This window comes from Parafannyhessea umbonata (assembly GCF_900111255.1).
Classification (GTDB): Bacteria; Actinomycetota; Coriobacteriia; order Coriobacteriales; family Atopobiaceae; genus Olsenella_J; species Olsenella_J umbonata_A.
Genome location: NZ_FOGP01000004.1, coordinates 201,029 through 223,861, shown reverse-complemented (window position 1 = coordinate 223,861; position 22,833 = coordinate 201,029). Strand labels below are relative to the sequence as shown.

Here is a 22,833-nt window from a genome sequence, read left to right as displayed (position 1 = left end):
TGTATTAGTGCCCAGGGCCAAGACGCTACTCGTGCGCGGGAGCGGCCCCCTTTAGGCGCAGCGTGACGCTCGTCCCCTCGCCCACCTTGCTCATGATCTCGACTCCCGAGCCCTTACCGTAGAAGCGCTCGATGCGCTCGGCGACGTTGCGCAGGGCGATGCCCGTGCCCTTGGACTCGCTCGAGGAGTTCTGCGACGATCCCTCGAGAAGTCTCTCGGCAACGGACTCGTCCATGCCGTTTCCGTCGTCGACGACGGCAAGCATGACGTCGTCGCCGTCGCGGACCACTTGGATGTCAATACGGAGCGGCCCCTCGTCGCGCATGGCGTGGCGCACGGCGTTCTCGACAATGGGCTGCACAATGAAGCCCGGAACCATGACCTCGCCGCAGCCTTCCTCGACGGCCTCGGTCTCCACGATGCGGTCCTCGCCGAAGCGGGCTTTCTCGATGGTCAGGTAGCGACGCGTCTGCTCGAGCTCCTCGAACAGGGGAATGAGGCTCTTTGAGCTGCTTTCGAGCGTGCGTCGGTAGAAGGACGAGAACTCGCGCAGCACGTTGCGCGCCTTCGTGGGGTCGGTGCGGGTCAGCGCAGCGATGGTGTTGAGCGTGTTGAAGAGGAAATGCGGGTTGATCTGCGCCTGCAGGGCCTTGACCTCCGCGCGCGCCGTAAGCTCGGCCTGGCGGTCCAGCTCGTACGTAGAGAGCTGCGTGGAGAGGAGCTCGGCAAAGCCACGCGCGATGGTCAGCTGGGTCCTGTCTACCTCACGGGCGTGACGGTAGTAGAGCTTCAGCGTTCCCACGGTGCGGTCGGCAACGGTCAGTGGCGCGATGATGCCGATGGGATAGAGGTCGTCCCCCTGCGCATCGCCGTCAACCGGCCTTGCGGATGCCGCGAGCAGGTTGCGCTCGTCGCGGTCGAGCGAGCTGAAGGTCTGCATGCGCCCGCTGGAAATGACCTCGCGCGTCGGGGCGGTGTTGGGCACGCCGGCATGGGTGCCCAGCGTTTCGCCGCCCACGTAGGCCATCGTCTGGATCACGTCGGTCATCGCAATGGCCGCAGCCGAGGTCTCGGGGAGCAGCAGCTGGCATACCGCGACGCAGCCCTCGGGAGTGAGGCCGCCCGCCATGTGGGCAAGCGTGCCCGAAGCAACGCGCAGCGTGCGCTCGGTCGCCTGAGATCGCAAATCATCGGGAACCAACAGGTTGGTGCCGCCAAGAACGATGTCGATGGCCAAACCCGCGCCAGCAATCATCGCCGCAAAGAGGTTGCTGGCGATGAGGCCCCAGGAGAGCAGGGCGAGAAGAACGATGGTGACCAGGACGAGTCCAATGTGCATCAGCGAGCCGTAGTGCGCAGAAAGCCAACGATTCACGAGCGAGAACCCCCCTCGACGGGTTTTGGAGACGCCATGTTGAGCAGTCTCTTGGCAAGCAGTTTACTGTCCCAAAGATCCGACATGATGCGGGGCCAGTACGTTTGAAACGAGAAGTACTCAGTCGAGTGCTCCTTTGCCCACGCTCGAGCGCGGCGGTGACCCGACAACAGTATCTTAAGATATGCAAGCCGCTGGGGCCCCACAAGCGCCCGACGGAACGCCGTCCCACGGATACGGCGATGCACGTCAGGCGAAATCCAGCCCGAGGGATACGGCCTGAGCGACTCCGCGCGAATCTGCCTGATGCCAGGCGTAGCATTGGCCGCGGCAATCTTCTCGGTCTCGTAGCTCCACCGGTAGACCCCCTGCACGAAATGCTCGGCCGTCTGGGGGAGGTCCGGGGGGAGGTGGCGCACGCGCCAGGCGTTGTCAATCCAGACATCTATGCCGTTCATGCGGAGGTTGAAGAGGTAGTCAAGGTCTTCTCCCCTGCTGATGATGGGATCAAATGGAACCTTGGTATAGGCCTCCGCACTCACGACGAAACACCCGCCGCACAGGGAGTTGGCACGCGATATGCGCGTTCCCGTCAGGGCGCGGTGCATCCACTGGTTGAACTCTATACGCTTCGACCAAAGGCGCTCGGACCAGCGCGGACGGCCAACGTTTGCGTAGGGCGAGTTCTGCCAGTCAAGAAACAGGCCGCTCTTGCAGCGGATGGGGATGCCCTGCCGCGTGATCGAGCCGATTCCGTAGACCGCGTCAATAAGGAAGTTCTCGTCCAGAACGACCTCGTCATCGTTCAGGAAGACGACCACGTCATGGTTGAGCATGGCCGCAATCGCAAGACCCATATTGCGAATGGCGCCATAGCCGCGCAGGGAGACGTAGTCGGCGTCCATGCGCGGAACCACCTTCTCGACCGCCCCGCTCACGATGGAACCCTCGCGGCTGCCGATGACGATGGGGCTCAGCGAGAGGTGCTGCCGGCAGATCGCGTCGACGCGTGCGCGGGCAGACTCCTCGCACTCCGCGGGCGCAACGAGCAAGACGATAACCCTCAGCACGCCACGGACCGCCTCCAGGGACCTGAGACAGGTCTCGAGCTCGGGAACCGGCTTCGTGATGGGAGTGACGTGGTCGTAGACGCCAGCCTCTCCGATTTCGGTAGGCTGGTCGGTTTCGGCCCAATAGGAGGGGATGACGATGGCGGGATTCACCTGAGCGCACACCTCCCGACCGTCAGGGAGACGCCGACGGCAACCATGACCCCGCGCGCGGCGGGCATAAGCGCCCGACGCTGAATAAGTGCACCGGACTTAGTACCGCGTTTCACGTTGTTCCTCCAAGTGCGCAGGGGCCGTGCCAGCGACCGTTGGCCGTGTTGGGACCATTCTACCCCGTTCGCTCCGTTTATGGACTATTATGTGCAGGTCCGCGAGAACTGGTTGACTTGCCACCCCAGCCGAATCAGTCTTTCGAAGTGCCGTTCAAATATAACGAATGCAACGGTTGGAAATGAAAGGCGCGCCAGCGCTTGCGTGAGTAAGAAAGAATGTAATATGCAGCCAATACAAGAGCAATTGTCCGACAGCGAGATAGAGGAAGGCGGGAAGATATCGCGCAGGCGCGAGAAGCCCTCTCCCGCGCGTTTCTTCATCACCCTCAATGTGGGCCTCTTCATCACGGCATTGGGCATCGTCGCCTTCAAGTCGCCCAACCACTTCGCCATGGGCGGCACATCGGGCATGTCGATCATCCTCTCGACGCTCTTCCCCACCCTGCCGGTCAGCGCGTTCATGTGGGTCATCAACATCATCCTGGTCGTGCTCGGCCTAATCTTCCTGGACAGGAAGACCATCGGCTGGACCGTATACTCGTCGCTGGCACTCTCGGCGTTCACCTCGTTGCTCGAGATCGCCATTCACCTGAGCGGCCCCATGACGGACGACACCTTGCTCGAGCTCATCTTCGCCGTGCTGCTTCCGGCCGTGGGCAGCGGCATCATCTTCAACATCGGCGCGTCGACGGGTGGCACCGACATCCTGGCGATGATCCTGAAGAAGTACAGCTCGCTCGAAATCGGAAAGGCCCTCATGGTGGTCGACGCCGCCATCGTCGCCGGTGCCGCAACCCTGTATGGGCCACGCACCGGCCTCTACTGCGTGCTCGGCCTGTTTGGCAAGGCCTTCGTGGTCGATACCGTCATCGAGAGCGTCAACCAGCGCAAGGTCTGCACCGTCATCAGCCGAGACCCCGACACCGTGCTGACCTACCTGGTCAGGAACCTCCATCGCACCGCAACCATTCGAGAAGAGCGTGGCGGCTTCACCGGAAAGCGCGAGACGGTTCTGGTCTCCGTCCTTTCTCGCAGCGAAGCCAAGCAGCTGCGCGTCTTCCTGCGCGACAACGACCCAGACGCGTTCATCACCATCGTCAGCAGCTCGGAAATCATCGGCAGGGGCTTCCGCGGCGTCTAGCCCATCGCCCCTCGCCGGACGCAGGTAGGGCGACGACGCCGACCGAGCTCCAGTGACAGCACCAGTGACAGCACCATGCCACAGGCATGCACAATCGGCGCCCCACGTCTCAGGCACGCGCAACCGAACGTCCTTTTACAGTCATGGGGACGTCCCCGGCAAGCCGGGGACGTCCCCATGACGTTTCGCTTGGTGCCGTCCGCCTATCCGTACGCCCCAAGGAGGTGGGAGGACCTACTTGGCCTGAGCGGAAGGCTCCTGCTGGGTGATGCAGTGGATATTGCCGCCGCCGTAGACGACCTGCTCGGACTTGACACCCACAACCTTATAGACGCCCTCGCCCCAGGTCTCGTCATAGATCTTCTGGAGCGTGTCGACGGCAAGCTGGTCGTTCTCGTCGCCGTACTGCGGGGTGATGACGCCGTGGTTGGTGACGAGGTAATTCATGTAGGAGGCGATCAGGGGCTCGTCGGGAACGCGCGGCTCCGCGGCCTCGTCGACGTCGATGGAGTCGCAGGCCTCCTGCGTCATGTACAGCGGCTTCACGGGCATCGGGAGCTTGTAGACCTTGAGCTTCCGGCCCTGCGCGTCGGTCGCGTTGCTGAGGGTCTCGTATGCCTCGTGGCACTGGCGGTAGAACGGGTACTCGGGATCGTCGGTCCAGATGCAGGCCATGACGCCCGGCGCGATGAAGGTCGCGACGTCGTCGATGTGGCCGTTGGTCTCCTCGGGATCGATGCCCTCCTTGACCCAGATGACCTTCTCGACGCCCAGGTACTTCTTGAGTTCCTCGTTCATGTACTCGCGAAGCTCCTCGGACCAAGGCTCGAACTTGCGAACGCACTTGGGCCAGATGGTGTCCCCTCTCTCCTCATCGGCCACGAGGGCAGAGCAGGTGCGGCCGGGAGAGAGCAGACACTGGTCGGTCACGACAAGGGTGCCCTCGCCGTCGACGGTAATGGAGCCGCCCTCGAGGATGACGTAGTCGGGACGATAGGCCTTCACGCCAGCAATCTCGGCAATCTTCTGGGCGATCTCGTCGTCAGCGCGCCAGGGGAAGTAGAGGCCGTCCACCAGTCCGCCGTAGGCGTTGAAGTGCCAGTTGACCGCGCGCTTCTCGCCCGTGTCGTTCACGACGAAGGTCGCTCCGGTATCGCGGAACCAGGCGTCGTCGGTGGTCATCTCGATGACGCGGACGTTCTCGTCCTCCTCGAAGACGGCCTTGCAGTTGGCGTAGTCGCGCTCGTTGGCGCACATGGTAACCGGCGTGAACTCGGCGATGGCGCGAGCGATGTTTGCATACTGCTCCTGTGCAGGCTTGGCGCCGAACGACCAGGTGTCGGTGCGGGTGGGCCAGCCCATCCAGACGCGATCCTGCGGGTCGAACTCGGCGGGCATGCGGAAGCCGTCGGCCTTGGGGGTTGAGTCAGACTCAAATATGGTACGCATTGCATTTCCTCCTCTTGAGGCGGCCGCCGCCCATGCGGCGGCCGCGCTTCGAGAACAATACGAACAAGGTGGTTAGAGCGAGTCGGAACACGTTCCGACGCAAGCGGAGAAGACCTTCTCCTACTCGGCCGCGGCCTCCTCGGCCAGGCGCTTCTGGGCGAGCTCGGGCGTCAGACCCATGTACTCCTCGTCGCGATCCTTGGCGGAGACGATGCGCACGACCTCGCCGATGGCCAGAAGGACGATGAAGCCGATGAGCTTCGGAAGCTTTCCGTCAACCTCGGCGGCGCTGAGGGGGACGACCGTGGTGATGGTCACCGCGATGAGCTCGACCATGGGAACAACCATGGCGATCTTCAGCAGGGCACCCTTAAAGGGAAGCTTGTACACGCGCTCGCGATTCGGGTCGTTCTTGCGCAGGTTCATGAACGCCGGGAACATGGGTACGTAGGTCAGGAGCAGGAACACGACCGAGAGTCCGAAGAGCATCCAGAAGATGCCGTTTGAGATTGCCTCAATGGGGATGAGCTGGATGCAGAGGACCAGCGAGGCGACGACGCCGTTGATGATGGCGGCCTGGTCGGGCATGCCGGTCTTGGGGTTCATCTTGCCAAACGCCTTGGGCATGTTGCCCGTCTTAGCAGCGTATGCCGCCGCGGAGTTGACGCCGAAGGACCACGAGGCCATGTTTGCGAAGAGCGTGACGAGGAAGGCGACGCAGACGGCCTTGAACAGGATGGAGTCACCAACCATGGCCTGAACGGCGACGATCATGCCGTAGTCAGGGTCGATCTGATCGGAAGGAATTGCGGCACCGATACCAAAGCCGGCAAAGAGGTAGATGGCCGCGATTGCGACGCCGCCAAGGATGATGGCCTTGGGGATGTCCTTGTTGGGATCCTTCATGTCACCCGTCATGGTGCAGATGACCTCGAAGCCCATGAAGTTGAAGATGATGATCGAGATGTAGCTCAGAGCGTTGAGGTCGCCGGAAGGCAGGAAGGTCTGGAAGCTCATGTCGTTGGCGAAGCCGTTCTGGGAGGCGAACCAGATGCCCAGGCAGCCGACGAGCACCGCGACGATGACCTTGATGATTGCGCCACCGTTCAGGATGATCTCGGAGTCGGAGACCTTCGAGAACGACATGAAGGTGACGATCCAGGTAAAGGCCAGCTCGACAAGAAGACCAGTGACCGTGGTGAACTCGATGCCAAAGGCCATGTTGATGACCGCTGGAAACAGCGTGGACAGCGACGCGATCCAGAACGGGTAGTTGACCCAGTAGTAGTAGGACGCGCGGGCCGCCCACTTGTCGCCGAGTCCGTCTCGAATCCAGTCGATGATGCCGCCCTCGCTGTCGTACGTGGTGCCAAGCTCGGCAACCGCAAGGCCATAGGGAATCAGGAAGGTGAGGATCAGGAAGATCCACCAGAAGAACTGCTGATTACCAATGGCCGCCGCAGGAGCCGCAGCCTCGCACACGAAGACGACGCAGATGACCGTCGAAATGACGGTGAGGAACGAAAGGCCCTTCTTCTCACCCATTGCGCTTCTCCTCTTTCGTGACGATCGTCGCGGCGCCGACGCGCCGCGACACAATAGAATCCTCCCGCCCGACTCCGCGGGCGGGAGGGGCAGCTTGATACCGGGGCGTGCCCTACCCCGTAACGCAGGCGCAGGGAGCGCTTACTTCTGGAGCTCGGCGATCTTGTCCAGAGCAGCGTGGAGCTCAGCCTTGGCGGAGTACTCGAGGTCCTCGTCGTTGAGCGGGGTACGCTCGCCGAGGGCGGCGAGGAGAGCGCGGATGGAATGCTTGCGGTTCTCAGCCTCGACCCAGCAGAGGGAGCGCTCGGGGTTATCCATAACCTCGTCGGTAACCTCCTCGCCGCGGGTGGCGGGCAGGCAGTGCATGAACTTGGAGTTGGGGGAGGCGTAGTTCATCATGTCCATGGTGACCTGGTACTTGGGGTAGAAGACGTCCATGTAAGACTCGCCGCCCTCCTCGTCGTCGTACAGGCCGTACCAAACGTCGGTGTAGATGAAGTCAGCACCCTTGATGCACTCGATGTCGTCGGAAATCACGATGGAGCCGCCAGACTTCTTGCAGTTCTCCTCGCCAATGGCAAGCAAGTCGACCTTGTTCTCGACCTGAAGGCCGCCGTCAGTGATCTGGTGACCCTTGGGGCCGTATTGCACGAACTTCATGCCGATCTTCGAGCATATGAACATGAGAGAGACACAGACCTGGGTCGCGTCGCCGATGAAGGCGAGGGTACAGTCCTCAATCTTCTTGCCCTCGGGGAGGTTTTCGAGCATGGTCATGAGGTCACCCAGCTCTTGGGTGGGGTGGTTGTACTCAGACATGCCGTTGATCACGGGAACCGCAGACCCCTCGGCAAGGCCGACGACGTCCTTGTGACGGTTGACGCGAGCCATCATGATGTCGAGCAGGGAGCCCATGACGCGAGCGGTGTCGCCGAGGGACTCGTGGCCGCCGAGCTGGATGGTGCCGGGGCCATAGAACTGCGCGTGGCCGCCAAGGTCGGTCATTGCAGTCTCGAAAGACAGGCGGGTACGCGTGGACACCTGCTGGAAGATCATGCCGAGAGACTTGTTGCGCTTCAGGTGGGGATAGAAACCGTCGACCTTGATGGCCTTCTTCATTGCAAGACCGAGGTCCTCGAGGGCAAGGAGTTCCTCCTTGGTATAGGCATTGGTGTCGATGTAATCCTTGGGCATGGTCATGTCGTGCTTCCTTTCTTACGATTGCGCCGAAGTGACGCCCGTCGACTCGCTCCGCCCCCTTCTGGACCGGAGCCCCCATTCACACCGAGCGGCTCTCCGGCACGATTGGAGAGCGCTCGAAAATGCACGACCCCATATTCGGCTCGACCATTTTCGTCCGCCAGTTTATAGCGGATTCTTTGGGTGACAGGAGGCCTAACCCCTCCCTAAACCTTCGGTAAATCAGCTGGTAGAGAACGTAGGATCGAAACGGCCTCAAGCAGGAGAAGGACAAGGGCGGCCGGGCGGAGCAAGGTGGCGGACTGGCCTTCTCAATCGCCCGCAGCCCGATAGCTACCGTCCGCGACGCCTCGGCGATGCGGACTAGAGAGGTTTAGGACACAGCCCTCCCGTCGCTCACGCCTTCGCGGCACAAAAAAGGGCCCACGCTTTCGCGTGGGCCCGAAAGACGACCATGCCACGAAGGCACTAGGCCTCGGCGTACATCGCCTTGAGCTTAAGCAGGTGCTCGTAGCGCTCCATGGCGTTCTTCTCGTTCTGCTCGAAGAGCTGCTCCGCACGCTCGGGGAACTCGCGGGTCAGACGGCTATAGCGCGCCTCATTCTTGAGGAACTCCTGATAGCCGCCCTTCGGCTCCTTGGAGTCGAGGGAGAACTTCTTGCCGGGCTCAGCCGCGGGGTTGAAGCGGAAGAGGTTCCAGTAACCGCAGTCGACAGCCTTCTTCATCTCTTCCTGGCAGTGCATCATGCCGCCCTTGGCGATGGAGTGCATCTCGCAGGGGCTGTAGCCGATGATCAGTGACGGACCATCGTAAGCCTCGGCCTCGGCGATGGCCTTGAGGGTCTGCGCCTGGTTGGCGCCCATAGCGACCTGAGCGACGTAGACGTAGCCATAGCTCATCTCGATCTCGGCGAGAGACTTCTTCTTGGTCTCCTTGCCGGCAGCGGCAAACTGTGCGACCTGACCGATGTTGGACGCCTTGGAAGCCTGGCCACCGGTGTTTGAGTAGACCTCGGTGTCGAAGACGAAGACGTTGACGTTGCGGCCAGAGGCAAGCACGTGGTCAAGGCCACCGAAGCCGATGTCGTAGGCCCAGCCGTCGCCGCCGAAAATCCAGAAGGACTTCTTGGAGAGGTAGGACTTGTCGGCCAGGATTGCCCTGGCGGTATCGGAGCCGTTCTTCTCCAGAGCCTCGATGTAGGCATCGGAGACCGACCTGGAGAGGGCGCTGTCGTTCCTGGACTCAAGCCAGGCCTGGGCGGCCGCCTTGAACTCATCGGAGACGTCAGTGTCGAGAAGTGCCTCGGTCGCCGCGACCAGACGATCCTGCTCCGCCTCGTAGCCGACGTTGAAGCCAAGGCCGTGCTCCGCGTTGTCCTCGAACAGCGAGTTGTTCCACGCGGGGCCGTGGCCCTCGGCGTTGACGGTGTACGGCGCGGTCGCCGCGGGGTTGCCCCAAATGGAGGAGCAGCCGGTGGCATTGGAGATGAACATGCGGTCGCCGAAGAGCTGGGTCACCAGGCGTGCGTACGAGGTCTCGGCGCAGCCGGCGCAGGAGCCGGAGAACTCGAGCAGCGGCTTGTGGAACTGAGAGCCCTTGACGTTTTTGTCGTTAGCGAGCTCGGTCTTCTCGCTCACCTTCTTGACGGCGTAGTCCCAGACCTCTGCCTGCGCAGCCTCTTCCTCCTGCGGGACCATCGTGAGGGCACCACCCTCCTTGAGGTCGCTCTTGGGGCAGACGGCAAGACAGTTCCAGCAGCCCATGCAGTCAAGCGGCGAGACGGCGATTGCGAACTTGTAGCCGGTGTCCTTCGGAATCTTGAGGTCGGACATCTTCATGGCCTCGGGCGCGGCAGCAGCCTCGTCTGCGGTCATGGCAACCGGACGGATCGTGGCGTGCGGGCACACATAGGCGCACTGGTTGCACTGGATGCACTTCGTCTCGTCCCAGCGGGGAACCATAACGGCGGTTCCACGCTTCTCGTAGGCGGAGGCACCAAGCTCCCACTGGCCGTCAGGGTTGCACTTGAACGCGGAGACGGGCAGGGAGTCGCCGTCCATCTTGTTGATGGGGGTAAGGAGGTCCTTGACCTGCTTGACGATTGCCTCGCGGCCCTCGAGGGACAAGACCTCAGGCTTGTCCTCGGCAGTAGCCCAGTCGGCGGGAACCTCGAACTTGCGGAACGCGGTCGCGCCGGCATCGATCGCCTTGTGGTTTGCGGCGACGATGGCCTCGCCCTTCTTGGAGTAAGACTTGGTCGCCGCGTCCTTCATGTACTGGAGCGCGTCCTCCGCGGGAAGCACCTTGGCCAGCGCGAAGAAGGCGGACTGGAGAACCGTGTTGGTGCGCTTGCCCATGCCGACCTTGGCCGCAAGGTCAATTGCGTCGATCAGGTAGACGTTGATGTCGTTCTTCGCGATGTAGCGCTTGGCGTTCGCGGGCATATGCTTCGCAAACTCCTCGTCGCTCCACTGGCAGTTGACAAGGAAGGCGCCACCCGGCTTCACGTCGCGGACCATCTTAAAGCCCTTGATAATGTAACTGGGGTTGTGGCAGGCGACGAAATCGGCCTTAGTCACGTAGTAGGGCGAACGAATGGGAGAGTCACCAAAACGCAAGTGGGAAATCGTGACGCCACCAGTCTTCTTGGAGTCGTACTGGAAGTACGCCTGAACGTACTTGTCGGTGTGGTCGCCGATGATCTTGATAGAGTTCTTGTTGGCGCCGACGGTACCGTCGCCACCAAGGCCCCAGAACTTGCACTCGATGGTGCCAGGCGCGGACGTGTTGGGCGCGTCCTCGTCCATCGGCAGCGAGAGGTTCGTGACATCGTCGACGATGCCGACGGTGAACTCGCGCTTGGGCTCGTCCTTCTTGAGCTCCTCGTAGATCGCAAACGCAGCCGCGGGGGGCTCGTCCTTGGAACCGAGGCCATAGCGGCCGCCGACGGTCACAAGATCGGTCATGCCAGACTCATAGAGCGCGGAAACGACGTCCTGATAGAGGGGCTCGCCGATGGAACCCGGCTCCTTGGTGCGGTCGAGAACAGCGACCTTCTTAACGCTCTTGGGCAGGGCGGCAACGAAGTCCTTGACGGACCAGGGGCGGTAGAGGCGAACCTTGACCAGGCCGACCTTTTCGCCGTGGGCGTTGAGGTAATCGATGACCTCCTCGAGCGTGTCGCAGAAGGAGCCCATGCAGACGACAACGCGGTCCGCGTCCTCGGCACCATAGTAGTCAAACAGGTGATAGTCGGTGCCCAGCTTCTCGTTGATCTTGTCCATGTAACCCTGGACGACGGCGGGAAGCGCGTCGTAATAGGAGTTGCAGGCCTCACGGTGCTGGAAGAAGATGTCGCCGTTCTCGTGGGCGCCGCGCGCGTGCGGGTGCTCAGGGTTGAGGGCGTGATCGCGGAACTCCTGGACCGCATCCATATCGAGCATGTCGGCGAGGTCGTCGAAGTCCCAGGTTGCGACCTTCTGGATCTCGTGAGAAGTGCGGAAGCCGTCGAAGAAGTTCAGGAACGGAACCTTGCCTTCGATAGCGGCGAGGTGGGCGACGGGAGCGAGGTCCATAACCTCCTGGACATTGCCCTCGGCGAGCATGGCAAAGCCAGTCTGGCGACAGGCCATGACGTCCGAGTGGTCGCCGAAGATGTTCAGAGCGTGAGAGGCAACCGTACGCGCAGAGACGTGGAAGACGCCCGGGAGTCCCTCGCCAGCAATCTTGTACATGTTCGGAATCATGAGGAGTAGACCCTGTGACGCCGTATAGGTCGTCGTGAGGGCGCCCGCGCCGAGAGAGCCGTGAACCGTGCCGGACGCGCCAGCCTCAGACTCCATCTCGACCACGCGGACAGGGGTGCCGAAGACGTTCTTCAGCCCCTTTGCCGCCCACTGGTCGACGTGGTCGGCCATGGGGCTGGACGGGGTAATAGGATAAATACCCGCCACCTCGGTGAAGGCGTACGAGACCCAAGCAGCGGCCTCGTTGCCGTCCATCGACTTGAATTTCCTTGCCATATCCTCTCCTTACATATCTTCTCCAGGCGTCCTCGTTCACGCCTGGAACAAACGCAAACACTGCGATGCAAAGCGGACGCACATAGGTGAATTATCGCGCAAATGCGATGCGACAGAGTGAGAAAATCCAAGGTTAAACTACCTATTCGGTGCTTGGTAGTAGGTCACTTTTTGGTTATTTCGACCGTTCAAGTAGCCGTCTATAACCACTCGCAAATTTCTCGCCCATTTCTCCCGAGAGTTCGTCCGGAAGGACGATGCCGTGCTCGTCCGAAACGAAGAACACCTCGCTCGGAATCACTTGTCGCGAGCGCACCAAATTGAGGAGCCCCGGCCTCCTCTCAACGCGGATGCCAAGCGTCTTGGCGAGGTCCTCGACAAGCGTCGCGGCGCCCGAGGGGCTCTCCTGCTCGTCAAGGCCCCAGCAGAGGACGCCCTCCACGACGGCCCAGATGGTCTCGGGAGGAACGCCAGTCTTCTCGCCCTCACGGTACGAGAGGTCAATCCTTCCCAGAAGCGAGGCAAACCTCAGGTCCTCAAGAGGCTCGTAGGGGCCGACGGACATGGCCGCCCTACCCTCCTCGTCGATGACCACCATGAGGGTTCCTTCAGGATGGCGAGAAGCGCCCTCCTTCAGCGTCCATTCGATGTGTTGCTTCGCCCACGCTATCAGGTCGCAGGACACGGGCTTCCCGGAAGGCCCCACGCGCTTGCCCAGCGCGCGAAGGTGCCGGTTCTCCATGGGAAGCGATGCGCCCGACAGCCTCCATCGGCACACGATCGAGGGGGTTCCCAGGGTAAAGTCGGGGTCAAAGCTGTTGTGCTCGTCTGTCACTCGCGTCTCCTGTCCTCGATGCCTCGCTGCAGCAGAGGCCCTCAGCAACATATATTTGTTGCAGTAATTACCCAATTCCCCGAGCGGCCGTGCCCTCAATCTCAAACCGCGACATCTTGCCGATCGGGGCGTCTTCTTGTTTCACGGTATACTTCTGGATTGGCCGGCCGACTCAATCCGGTTCAGGATAAGCCGACATTAGGGGTGATTGGGCAGCCTTATGAGCATGTTCTTCTTCATCTACACCATTGCCATCCTGTGCGTTTGTCTTAGCACCGCATCGATTTCGCTCTCGGCCTTCGTCGTCTCCCACCGCATAAAGTACCTGCCCCAGACGACGTTCTTCATCGCCTACTTCATCGAACTAGCGAGCATCTTCGCGGGAGAGTGGGCTGTACAGAACATCGGCAAGATCAACTACGACAACTACTACGCGATTGACAATCCCGCGTTCAGAATCATCATCGGCGCGATCGTGCTCGTCTGCTTCTGGCTCATCGTCTTTGACATAATCGACGAGAAGAGCCCCTGGGCGGTCGCCGTCCCCGCCACGGTGCTGGTCATATCTCAGGCCCTTATTCTCATCCTCATGCCCTACGGCCCCCTTCGCCAGTGGCTCTTCTACGGCATGAGACAAGTCTCTCTCATTGGCTGCCTAGTCTACGGCCTCGTAAAGTGCAAGTGCTCTGAGGACGATGTGTTCCACAAGAGGATGCTCAAGCGGAAGCGTCAGATCCTTCTTCTCATTGTCCTTATCGTGCTCATCGTCGTGGAGGACACCGTCGTCATCCTGGTGGCTCCGATTCCCTCGGGAGACAACGATTTCGCGGGCGTTTTCCTCTCGAGCCGAAGCGTCTCGGAGAACCTCATGATGTGCTGCATTGCGGCCACCGTCATTCACCAGACGGTTAAGGACCTGGCACTGCGCTTCAACGAGCCTCCCGAGATCGTCAATGACGCGGAGCGCGACTCGAACCTGCTCAACCACATCGAGAACCGCCTGCCGAGGTACGCAGCGGAGCATTCCCTCTCAAAAAGGGAGCGGGAGATTCTTGCGTTCGCAATGGAGGGCAAAACCAATCGCGAAATTGCCACGGAGCTCTTCCTGGCCGAGGGTACCGTCAAGACGCACCTGCACAACATTATGAAGAAGTGCGAGACGCCAAACCGCGAGGAGCTCCGCAAGGACTTCTGGGCAAGCTAGCTCAGGCAAGAAGAGCCTTGCCCTCTTGCAGGAATCGCAACGAAAAAGGAGGTCGCAACCTGAGTTGCGACCTCCTTCGGCATTTCGGTTGCCCGCGCGATTAGGCGTGGATGCGGGTGCCGGAAAGGCCAGCCATGGCCTCTGCCGCCTTGTCGAGGGAGCCGATGATGCAGACGCGGCCCGGACGAGACTCGGCGAACTTGATGCCAGCCTTGACCTTGGGCTCCATGGAGCCCTTGCCGAACTGGCCGGCCTCGACGTACTCGCGGGCCTGCTCGACGGTAATGTCCTCGAGGTCCTGCTGATCGGGCTTGCCGAAGTTGATGGCAACATGGTCGACAGCGGTAAGGAGGACGAGCATGTCAGCAGAGCAGTCCTCAGCAAGGAGCTCGCCGCCCATGTCCTTGTCGATGACAGCGGCAACACCCTTGTAGGTGCCCTTGTCGGAGTAGTCGCGGACGACGGGGATTCCGCCGCCGCCACAGGCGATGACGATGAACTCGTTGTCGAGGAGGTTCAGGATGCTCTCGTACTCGACGATCTTCTTGGGCTGCGGGGAAGCGACGACGCGACGGTAGCCACGGCCGGAGTCCTCGACGATGTTCCAGTCAGGGTGCTTGACGAGCTCGGCATCGGCCTCCTCTTTGGTCATGAAGGCGCCGATGGGCTTGGTGGGGTTCTTGAACGCGTCGTCATCGGGGTCAACCTCGATCTGAGTCACAACGGAAGCAACGTGCCAACGCTTGTACTCCTTGTGCATTGCCGCACCAATTGCCTGCTGCAGGTGGTAGCCAATGTAGCCCTGAGACATGGCACCGCACTCGGGAAGATCCATCGCGGGGATCTTCTCGGGGTTGTCCTTGTGGGCAGACGCGAAAGCGTTCTGGATCATGCCGACCTGCGGGCCATTGCCGTGGGTGATGATGATCTCGTTGCCCTGCTCGATAACCTTAAGCAAGGTGGGGGCAGCAGCACGAACCTTCTCGATCTGCTCCTCGGGGGTGTTGCCGAGTGCATTGCCGCCGAGGGCGATGACAACGCGGTTAGGCTTGCCGAATGCCTTGGACATGTTTCTCTCCTTCGCAAGAGTTCGAAAATATGAAGGCGGCCTAAGCCGCCTCTCCTATCGGGCCTAAAACTATACCGCTCATTTGAAGATAATGTTGGCATAATTGCCGATTCTATAAACGGTAGTTTTTTCGTTTTCAAAGGTAGATAGATAGTTCTTACACATTGTCTTGCATGGCATTTTATGTTTATCCAATATATTGTATTCAGTTGTACATATCATATTTTTTAGACGCCGACGCCCCGCAAGAACTCCCCTGCAGCTTTTTTGACTCAACCTTGCTAAACCGCGCGTGTCACGCGCTAGGATTACTTGCATGAACAAGTCGACTTCACAGATCGTCGGGCGCTTTGCTCCCTCCCCTTCGGGCAGGATGCACCTGGGCAACGCCTTCTCGGCGCTTATTGCGTGGTCTTCGGCCAGGTCCCAAGGCGGCCGCATGGTCATGCGCATCGAAGACCTAGATCCGCGCACCCAGGATCCCCAGAAGGCCCGCCTGGTTCTGGACGACCTTCGGTGGCTTGGCCTCGACTGGGACGAGGGGCCCTACTACCAGAGCGAACGCCAGAATTACTACCTGGACGCCATCGCGCGACTCGACGACAAGGGACTAACATACCCCTGCTTCTGCACGCGTTCGGAACTGCACGCAGCATCAGCCCCACACGCCTCCGACGGAACCTATATCTACCAAGGAACCTGCCGGCACCTCAATGCCCAAGAGATTGCCGAGAAGAGCCTCCAGCGCCCTCCCGCAAAGCGACTCGTGGTGCCAGAGAGATCGGACCCCAACGGAACCTTCGACTACGACGACCTTGGCTACGGCCATCAGCATGAAATCCTGGCGGACGACTGCGGCGACTTCCTGATTCGCCGCAGCGACGGAGTCATCGCCTACCAGCTCGCCGTAGTAGTGGATGACAGCCTTATGGGGGTTAACGAGGTGGTACGCGGGCACGACCTGCTCGCATCATCGGCGCGGCAGTCATACATAGCAAGGCTCCTCGGCTTCGAGCCCCCTCGCTACGGGCACGTCCCCCTGCTGGTTGCGCCAGACGGCAGGCGTCTCTCGAAGCGCGACGGGGACCTAGACCTGGGTGCCCTGAGGGCCCGCGGGATACGTCCCGAGCAGGTGATAGGCTCCCTCGCCCACGCCATCGACCTTGCGGAAGCCGGAGAAGAGCTGACAGCGACGCAGTTCGTAGAGCGCTTCTCGTGGGAGGCAATCAGGATGCACGTCGCTGACGTTGCGGTTGATGATTCTTTTATTTTGGGAAGATAGTGTTGTGACTTCCGCCAAATGTAGGGTATGATGCGTAAGCATCACATTTTGGAGAGCTGACCGAGAGGCCGAAGGTGCTCGCCTGCTAAGCGAGTATAGGACCAAATCCTATCTGGGGTTCGAATCCCCAGCTCTCCGCCAGAGAAGCCTGCCCGCCCCGCCTGACAAGGCGGGGCGGGTTTTTCTTGGCCTCCTTCGACCCCCCCGTAGGACGCGCCATCATTGTTCCCACAAGTCGATCGCTGAGTTTTTTGCCGCATTTCACCAGCTCATTGCGAAGAATAGTGTGATGCATTCAAATAATTGTTTTTGTCGCTTGACGCACCCGAATAAGAGTGTCATTTTAGTTACTGCGCAAGCGGCGTTACCTCAGCTGGATAGAGGGTCTGACTACGAATCAGAACGTCACAGGTTCGAATCCTGTACGCCGCACCAGCGAACGTTCAGAGCCCCGAAAGGGGCTCTTTTTTTGTCGCTCTTCCAGTCAATGTGAAGTATGGGCGAACGGACAAACTGATTTGAACTTTTGCTTGACGCACCCGAATAAGAGTGTCATTTTAGTTACTGCGCAAGCGGCGTTACCTCAGCTGGATAGAGGGTCTGACTACGAATCAGAACGTCACAGGTTCGAATCCTGTACGCCGCACCAGCGAACGTTCAGAGCCCCGAAAGGGGCTCTTTTCATATCCACGCTCACCGGCCCGAAGGTGCGACGTGGCCGTCACCCCCGAGCGGGGCGAAAGACAACGTCCTCTCCGGTCTTAGAGCGATACTCAAACGCCACTCCGTTGGCATCAAGCCAATCTTCCAGGTCCAAGAGGACTCGACCCGTTCCGCCAAAGAACGCCTGCAGCGCCTGCGCCGCAGCCCCAACGTTCGCAAGCCGCGCGACCTCCTCTTCCTGCTTCCGCGCAAGGCGGAGCGAGTGGTCATGCCGATAGTCACCAAAGATCGCTTTCGTCAGCTCGCCTTCCGTGCACTCGCGAACCACCAGCGAGTCACGCTCCCTCCCCATTACTATCTTGCGCTGCTCACCGCCTTCGCAGGAGCTCCTGAGCACCTTGCACGCTGTCATATTGTTCTTCTCATCCATTGCTGCTCCCCTCCCCGACGTCTACCTCTTTTGTACCCGCCATGCACAAGAAATAGAACATGTGTTCTGTATATCGGTAAGAAAAATGCCCACCCGCTTGAAGAGGAGGGTGGGCATCGGTGCTCTAGTGAGGGCCTAGGCCTATGCCTCGGGCTTGATGACCTCAAGGCCGCGCATGTACGGACGAAGCACCTCGGGGACGGTGATGGAGCCATCGGCGTTCTGGTAGTTCTCGATGATGGCTGCCATGGTACGGCCCACGGCGAGACCAGAGCCGTTTAGTGTGTGCACGTAGCGCGATCCCTTGAACTCGGAGGGATCCTTGTACTTGATGTTCGCGCGGCGAGCCTGGAAGTCCCAGCAGTTCGAGCAGGAGGAGATCTCCTTGTAGGCGTTGTAGCTCGGGAGCCAGACCTCGATGTCGTAGCACTTGGTAGCCGAGAATCCGATGTCGCCGGTACAGAGGGTAACGACGTGGTACGGAAGACCGAGGAGCTGGAGGCAGCGCTCGGCTTCGGCGACCATCGACTCGAGCTGGTTCATCGAGTCCTCGGGCTTGGCGAACTTTACCATCTCGACCTTGTCGAACTCATGAACGCGAATGATGCCACGCGTGTCGCGGCCGGCGGAGCCAGCCTCCTCGCGGAAGCACGGCGTGAAGGCGGTGTAGAGCAGGGGCAGCTGCGACGCGTCCAGGGTCTCATCACGGTGGATGTTGGTCAGCATGACCTCGGCGGTCGGGATCAGATACATCCCACCAGAGACGTGGAAGAGGTCCTCGTCGAACTTCGGCAGCTGCCCGGTGCCGAACAGCGAGTCATAGTTGGTGATGACGGGCGGCCACCATTCCTTGAAGCCGACCTTGACGTGCTGGTCGATGAAGAAGTTGATGAGGGCGCGCTCCATCAGGGCGCCGTTGCCACCCAGGAGGTAGAAGCGCGTGCCCGCAAGCTTGACGCCGCGGTCGAAGTCGATCATGCCGGTCGACGGGCCAAGGTCCCAGTGGGCCTTGGGCTCGAAGTCGAACTTCGTGGGCTCGCCCCAGGCGCGAACCTCGGGGTTGTCGGAATCATCCTTGCCATAGGGAACGGACTCGTGGGGGATGTTCGGAATTGCCGCGACGAGGTCGAAAAGCTCCTTCTCGACCGCACCGCGCTTCTCGTCCAGCTCCGAGATGCGACCCTTGTTGGCGCTGACCTGAGCCTTTGCAGCCTCGGCCTCGTCCTTCTTGCCCTCTCGCATGAGGACGCCAATCTGCTTGGAGATGGCGTTGCGGTCCGCCTGCAGCTTCTCTACCTCGGCGATGACGGATCGACGCTCCTCGTCGAGCTCGAAAAACCTCTCGCGGTCCCAGTGAGCGTTCTGACGCGACTCGCACGACTTGTCGACGACGTCGGGATTCTCGCGTACGAACTTGATGTCGAGCATCTTGCTACCCCTCTTGTATCGAAAAAACGCGGCCTCTGGCTTCGGCCGCACAATGTCATCAAGTATATACTTGTGCAGGTGAATCGCTCGCCTCAAACAGAAAGGGCATCTCATGGATGCAGTTAGTCAGTTTTTCGGATGGCTCTTCGGCACCAGGCCTGGCGTCATCGCTCTCGTTGCGGGCGGAATCGTCCTGTTTCTGATCATCTCCGTCTGCCTCGAGGTGAAGACGAGGAAGCGCTTCAAGAACCACGAAAAGAAGGAAGGCGACTGGGACCTCTTCGACAGCGACGACGAGAGCGGTTGGTCGGAGTTCGAGGAGGACAACAAGTAGAGAGGGCCCTGCTCCTCTCACCCAAAGCCGCACAACGTGCCGCGGAACCTTGGTCCGCGGCTTTTTCTTTACGTGGCGAGGGCGCCCAAGCTATGCCCCTCGTTCTCCTGCGCAACAAAATGGCCCAAGCAACAAAAAAGAGCTCCTGACTCACGACAGGAGCTCCTTGCATTAGATGGTGCGGGCGAAAGGACTTGAACCTTCATGAGATTGCTCTCATACGGACCTGAACCGTACGCGTCTGCCAATTCCGCCACGCCCGCGTGAGACAGGATTCTACTACTACTTTGCCAAAAAGTGCAATGCACAATTTTTCTCGTCCAGAAAAAAGTGGGCAATTTGAGCTGCAGATTCATTCAGAACGTGACCTACCAGCGCAAACGCGCTAGAATGATGCCATGCGCCATACATTTGGCGCCGGCTCAGCACAATGCAGCTTAATCAGACACACCAGAGGACGAGCCGTGGACAACTACCCTCAGTCACAATTGCGACCAGGACGCTCATATCCCGCCGGTGGGGCGACGGACGTCACGCCGTCCCACCTCTCTCCCAGGCCGAATTACGCCCTTCTGCTCAATCGGTACCGCATCATGGGGTCGAACGAGTCGGGAGGCTTCGGCACGGTCCTCACCTGTTGGGACACACGCCTCCAACGGCGCGTCGCAATCAAGCGTATGCCCTTGGTGGCGCAAGCCGGCTACGCTCGGGAGACCTCGACAATCGAAGAGGCCCTGGCCGAAGCGCGCACGTCCAGCATGCTTGCCCATCCCAACATCGTCACGGTCTTCGACTTCGAGATCGACCCGGCCTACGCCTACCTCGTGATGGAGTACGTCGACGGGCTTACGCTCGCCGAGCTCCTCTCGCGCGTCGAGGGCGGCACTCTCACGGGAGACGAATGCGCGTACCTGGTCGAATCGGTCGCCAAAGCGCTGCAGTTCGCACACGACAACGGCGTACTCCACCTGGACATCAAACCGTCCAACATAATGATCGATCACAGCGGGGTCGTTAAGCTCTGCGATTTCGGCATGGCCACCCTGGCCTCCGCGGCCGGCTACGGCGGCGCGCGCGGCGGCACCGTGGGCTACATGCCTCCCGAGCAGATTGACGGCGACCTGGTCGACGAGCGCTGCGACGTGTTCTCGCTCGCCGTGGTCGTCTGGCAGTCGCTCACGGGAAGCAACCCCTTCGCCTCGAACTCTGCCGAGGAGTCCCGCAGGAAGATCGACCGGGGACCAAAGCCGGCCCTCTCGAAGACGAACCCGGAGTACGAGGGCATGGCCGAGGAGGCCCTCATGCAGGCCCTCGACCCAAACCCAAGCTCTCGCATCCCCTCCATCGAGGCGTTCTCGAGCGAGGTTTCGTTCGGTCTGGGCGACAGCGCTCAGGGCGCGGACTCAATTCGCCTGCTGATGGGGCAGGACGAGGCCAGCCAGGCGTCGGAGGGAGACTGGAACCCCTCCGACCTCCCCCTCAGCTATCGCTATCCCTGGCTCGGGGGCCTCTTCGAGCGTGGTGGCGCGGCGCTGGCGACGGCGGTATTGTCGGTCCCCCTGGCACCACACATTCTTTCGGGTGCGGGAGGCACGTGGACGGGCGACGGCGCGGTCAGCTGCGCGATCCTGTGCGCCATCGCGACGGCCGTCGCCGCACTGTGGCAGCCCGCAGGGGCGGCGCTCGTCGCCGTGGGACTCGCCCTCGCCATCGGACTTGGCGGAGAGGGTGGTGCCGCATCAGTCATGCTGCCCGCCGCCATCGTGGCGCTGTTCCTGTGCTGGTGGATCAAGTTCGGGACGCGCGAGAAGCTCTCGACCCCCGCCGTCCTCCTGTCAGCCGCCCTCTCGACTCCCTGTGGCGGCATCGCGCCCAGCGCATACGCGTTCGCACCCCTCGGGGCCGCCGCGACCGCGATGGGTGGGTGGTTTTTCGCAACTATATATGTTTCTGCGCGCTCGGCAGGCTTTTCTGCGCCGGCAACGGCGACGGCACTTCTGTCGCTGGCTGGCTCCGCAGAGACGTGGGCAGCACTTCTTGGATGCACGTTTTCCGCAGCAATCGGCTCAGCTATCACGCGTTTTCGCCCTACAACAGGCATGGGAGTATTTGGGCAGATTTCAGCAACCTTGATTTTTTTATTTTCTCAGGCCGTCGTGCATCGAGTGAAAAATGGCGGTATATGGGAAGCTCCTAGCTGGGACTCGGTGGGCGTTGCGGTAGTCTTATGTGTGCTTCTGTGCATTACGACCGCCATTCGGGGTCCGCAACCAGCAGAAGAGGAAGTTGAGGACATACATGAACTTGCTTAAGACCTTCGAAAGCCGTGTGAGCGACGCCTTCGGCGCGGCGCCGCAGGGGTACGCCGCGCCCATCTCGTTCAAGAAGCTCGCGAAGCGCGCGGCGCGCGAGATGGAGGCTGAGACATATGAGATCGACGGCGTCGACACCGCGCCGGCCCTGATCACCATCCTCGTGGCCTCGGCCGACGACGCCACGATGCGCCCCCTCTATGGCCAGCTCACGAGTGAGGTCGTCTCCTTCGTTGAGGCGAAGGCGCAGGAGAAGCGCTATGTGTTCGTTGGGAAGCCGCTTGCTCGCTTCATGGTCGACCCGTCTCTCAAGAGCGGCAAGTTCGCCGTGTTCGCCGAGAACGTCGACGCGCGCACGCTCGAGCGTCTTCGCGTAGAGGAGAACGCCTTCCTCTCCGGCTCCGCGGGAGTAGGCGGCGCGGCAGCCGGCGTTGGCCAGACGCGCAGGCCCAGGCAGCAGGGCGAGCCGGTCATGCAGCCGCTCCCCCAGCAGGAGCCCCAGGCGGCCCCCGCACCCGCACGCCACTCCGCAGAGCACCAGGCCGCAGCCCCCGCCGCGAACCAGCCGCAGGCCAGTGCCGCCGCAGGCGCGACCGTCGAAGGCGAGTTCGCGCCCCTCGTCGAGCCCGTCGAGCTCGACGCATCCGCCGGCCTTGGCGTGATTCCGACGAGCGTCGTGGACGACGTCCTCTCGCAGGACGAGGCTGACTTTGGCGCATACCCCCAGCCCGCGCCGCGTTACCAGGCGCCGACGGGCTACGAGGACTCCATAATGATGGCACCGACCCCCGAGCCCACTCCTGCGCCCGTCTCGACGCACGGCGCAGGCCAGCGCGAGGTCCCCGTCACCCAGCGCAGGAACGTCCCCCTGGTCAACCCCCAGCGCAGCGCCACGGCGCCTGCCGAGGCAGACGCGCCGACTTGCCTGCTCATCGACCACCAGACCGGCCGCACCTATACGGGCGTCGCCCCCACCACCATCATCGGCCGCGAGCGCACGCCCCACGGCATTGTCCTTCGTGACCCCAACGTCAGCCGTCACCACGCAGAGCTCGCCTTCGACGGCCGCAACTGGAGCATCACGGACCTCAACTCGACCAATGGAACCATGGTGAACGACCGCGACGTCGACAGCTACATGCTGCGCAACGGTGATCTCATCACCGTTGGCCTGATGAACCTCGAGTTCAGGGAGAACTAG

General features: G+C 61.2%; 16 protein-coding genes and 4 tRNA genes. 9 read left to right on the top strand and 11 right to left on the bottom strand.

All coding sequences use genetic code 11. From position 1 onward, the window contains the following. Positions 1 to 25 precede the first annotated feature (25 nt). Complete coding sequence (locus BMY31_RS06630; RefSeq protein ID WP_200802611.1) at positions 26 to 1,375, bottom strand: histidine kinase; 1,350 nt, start codon at positions 1,373 to 1,375, stop codon at positions 26 to 28. Further along, positions 1,372 to 2,598, bottom strand: a complete 1,227-nt coding sequence (locus BMY31_RS06625) for a hypothetical protein (RefSeq protein ID WP_078687222.1) — start codon at positions 2,596 to 2,598, stop codon at positions 1,372 to 1,374. The genes BMY31_RS06630 and BMY31_RS06625 overlap by 4 nt, the downstream gene beginning before the upstream one ends. 342 nt (positions 2,599 to 2,940) lie before the next feature. Here BMY31_RS06625 and BMY31_RS06620 point away from each other — a divergent pair, with 342 nt between their 5' ends. After that, positions 2,941 to 3,858 carry a YitT family protein gene (locus tag BMY31_RS06620; protein WP_078687223.1) on the top strand — a complete coding sequence of 306 codons (918 nt, stop codon included), beginning with the start codon at positions 2,941 to 2,943 and terminating at the stop codon, positions 3,856 to 3,858. A 234-nt stretch (positions 3,859 to 4,092) separates the two neighbouring features. On the opposite strand, the gene BMY31_RS06615 is transcribed toward BMY31_RS06620, so the two are convergent. From BMY31_RS06615 to BMY31_RS06595, 5 genes are all read right to left on the bottom strand, one after another. Continuing rightward, positions 4,093 to 5,307 carry an agmatine deiminase family protein gene (locus BMY31_RS06615; protein ID WP_091009253.1) on the bottom strand — a complete coding sequence of 405 codons (1,215 nt, stop codon included), beginning with the start codon at positions 5,305 to 5,307 and terminating at the stop codon, positions 4,093 to 4,095. Between the two features lie 120 nt (positions 5,308 to 5,427). After that, positions 5,428 to 6,852 (bottom strand): APC family permease, encoded by a 1,425-nt coding sequence (locus tag BMY31_RS06610; RefSeq protein WP_091009250.1) that lies wholly within the window; start codon positions 6,850 to 6,852, stop codon positions 5,428 to 5,430. Between the two features lie 141 nt (positions 6,853 to 6,993). Beyond that, complete coding sequence (gene ptcA, locus BMY31_RS06605; RefSeq protein ID WP_078687226.1) at positions 6,994 to 8,052, bottom strand: putrescine carbamoyltransferase; 1,059 nt, start codon at positions 8,050 to 8,052, stop codon at positions 6,994 to 6,996. Positions 8,053 to 8,520: 468 nt separating this feature from the next. After that, positions 8,521 to 12,075, bottom strand: coding sequence for a pyruvate:ferredoxin (flavodoxin) oxidoreductase (gene nifJ, locus BMY31_RS06600; protein ID WP_078687227.1), 3,555 nt, complete (start codon positions 12,073 to 12,075; stop codon positions 8,521 to 8,523). 175 nt (positions 12,076 to 12,250) lie between these two features. Beyond that, positions 12,251 to 12,910, bottom strand: coding sequence for a hypothetical protein (locus tag BMY31_RS06595; protein ID WP_078687228.1), 660 nt, complete (start codon positions 12,908 to 12,910; stop codon positions 12,251 to 12,253). Between the two features lie 220 nt (positions 12,911 to 13,130). Here BMY31_RS06595 and BMY31_RS06590 point away from each other — a divergent pair, with 220 nt between their 5' ends. Next, complete coding sequence (locus tag BMY31_RS06590) at positions 13,131 to 14,114, top strand: LuxR C-terminal-related transcriptional regulator (RefSeq protein WP_091009247.1); 984 nt, start codon at positions 13,131 to 13,133, stop codon at positions 14,112 to 14,114. Between the two features lie 100 nt (positions 14,115 to 14,214). On the opposite strand, the gene arcC is transcribed toward BMY31_RS06590, so the two are convergent. After that, positions 14,215 to 15,183, bottom strand: a complete 969-nt coding sequence (arcC, locus tag BMY31_RS06585; protein WP_078687230.1) for a carbamate kinase — start codon at positions 15,181 to 15,183, stop codon at positions 14,215 to 14,217. A 316-nt stretch (positions 15,184 to 15,499) separates the two neighbouring features. Between arcC and gluQRS the strand changes: the two genes are divergently transcribed. From gluQRS to BMY31_RS06565, 4 genes are all read left to right on the top strand, one after another. After that, positions 15,500 to 16,465: a tRNA glutamyl-Q(34) synthetase GluQRS gene (gene gluQRS, locus BMY31_RS06580; protein WP_091009244.1), complete on the top strand. Its 966-nt coding sequence runs from the start codon at positions 15,500 to 15,502 to the stop codon at positions 16,463 to 16,465. Between the two features lie 50 nt (positions 16,466 to 16,515). Next, positions 16,516 to 16,606: transfer RNA gene (locus BMY31_RS06575), tRNA-Ser, on the top strand. 217 nt (positions 16,607 to 16,823) lie between these two features. After that, positions 16,824 to 16,900, top strand: a tRNA-Arg gene (locus BMY31_RS06570). 137 nt (positions 16,901 to 17,037) lie between these two features. Then, positions 17,038 to 17,114: transfer RNA gene (locus BMY31_RS06565), tRNA-Arg, on the top strand. Between the two features lie 72 nt (positions 17,115 to 17,186). On the opposite strand, the gene BMY31_RS06560 is transcribed toward BMY31_RS06565, so the two are convergent. After that, positions 17,187 to 17,558 (bottom strand): hypothetical protein, encoded by a 372-nt coding sequence (locus BMY31_RS06560; protein ID WP_078687232.1) that lies wholly within the window; start codon positions 17,556 to 17,558, stop codon positions 17,187 to 17,189. Between the two features lie 141 nt (positions 17,559 to 17,699). Continuing rightward, a complete protein-coding gene (gene serS, locus BMY31_RS06555) occupies positions 17,700 to 18,986 on the bottom strand; it encodes a serine--tRNA ligase (protein WP_091009241.1) in 1,287 nt (428 codons plus the stop codon). Between the two features lie 112 nt (positions 18,987 to 19,098). Between serS and BMY31_RS06550 the strand changes: the two genes are divergently transcribed. After that, entirely contained in the window at positions 19,099 to 19,320 is a 222-nt protein-coding gene (locus BMY31_RS06550; RefSeq protein ID WP_078687234.1) for a DUF6724 family protein, read from the top strand. Positions 19,321 to 19,496: 176 nt separating this feature from the next. On the opposite strand, the gene BMY31_RS06545 is transcribed toward BMY31_RS06550, so the two are convergent. Continuing rightward, positions 19,497 to 19,583 (bottom strand) — tRNA-Leu (locus BMY31_RS06545). 330 nt (positions 19,584 to 19,913) lie between these two features. Here BMY31_RS06545 and BMY31_RS06540 point away from each other — a divergent pair. Continuing rightward, a complete protein-coding gene (locus BMY31_RS06540) occupies positions 19,914 to 21,632 on the top strand; it encodes a serine/threonine-protein kinase (protein WP_234970706.1) in 1,719 nt (572 codons plus the stop codon). Next, positions 21,619 to 22,833, top strand: coding sequence for an FhaA domain-containing protein (locus tag BMY31_RS06535; RefSeq protein ID WP_091009238.1), 1,215 nt, complete (start codon positions 21,619 to 21,621; stop codon positions 22,831 to 22,833). The genes BMY31_RS06540 and BMY31_RS06535 overlap by 14 nt, the downstream gene beginning before the upstream one ends.

Bases quoted from the DNA above. Each gene is read 5' to 3' on its own strand.
- BMY31_RS06620 (WP_078687223.1), top strand. From the start codon at position 2,941: ATGCAGCCAATACAAGAGCAATTGTCCGACAGCGAGATAGAGGAAGGC.
- BMY31_RS06615 (WP_091009253.1), bottom strand. From the start codon at position 5,307: ATGCGTACCATATTTGAGTCTGACTCAACCCCCAAGGCCGACGGCTTC.
- BMY31_RS06610 (WP_091009250.1), bottom strand. From the start codon at position 6,852: ATGGGTGAGAAGAAGGGCCTTTCGTTCCTCACCGTCATTTCGACGGTC.
- ptcA (WP_078687226.1), bottom strand. From the start codon at position 8,052: ATGACCATGCCCAAGGATTACATCGACACCAATGCCTATACCAAGGAG.
- nifJ (WP_078687227.1), bottom strand. From the start codon at position 12,075: ATGGCAAGGAAATTCAAGTCGATGGACGGCAACGAGGCCGCTGCTTGG.
- BMY31_RS06590 (WP_091009247.1), top strand. From the start codon at position 13,131: ATGAGCATGTTCTTCTTCATCTACACCATTGCCATCCTGTGCGTTTGT.
- arcC (WP_078687230.1), bottom strand. From the start codon at position 15,183: ATGTCCAAGGCATTCGGCAAGCCTAACCGCGTTGTCATCGCCCTCGGC.
- gluQRS (WP_091009244.1), top strand. From the start codon at position 15,500: ATGAACAAGTCGACTTCACAGATCGTCGGGCGCTTTGCTCCCTCCCCT.
- BMY31_RS06560 (WP_078687232.1), bottom strand. From the start codon at position 17,558: ATGGATGAGAAGAACAATATGACAGCGTGCAAGGTGCTCAGGAGCTCC.
- serS (WP_091009241.1), bottom strand. From the start codon at position 18,986: ATGCTCGACATCAAGTTCGTACGCGAGAATCCCGACGTCGTCGACAAG.
- BMY31_RS06550 (WP_078687234.1), top strand. From the start codon at position 19,099: ATGGATGCAGTTAGTCAGTTTTTCGGATGGCTCTTCGGCACCAGGCCT.
- BMY31_RS06540 (WP_234970706.1), top strand. From the start codon at position 19,914: ATGGGGTCGAACGAGTCGGGAGGCTTCGGCACGGTCCTCACCTGTTGG.
- BMY31_RS06535 (WP_091009238.1), top strand. From the start codon at position 21,619: ATGAACTTGCTTAAGACCTTCGAAAGCCGTGTGAGCGACGCCTTCGGC.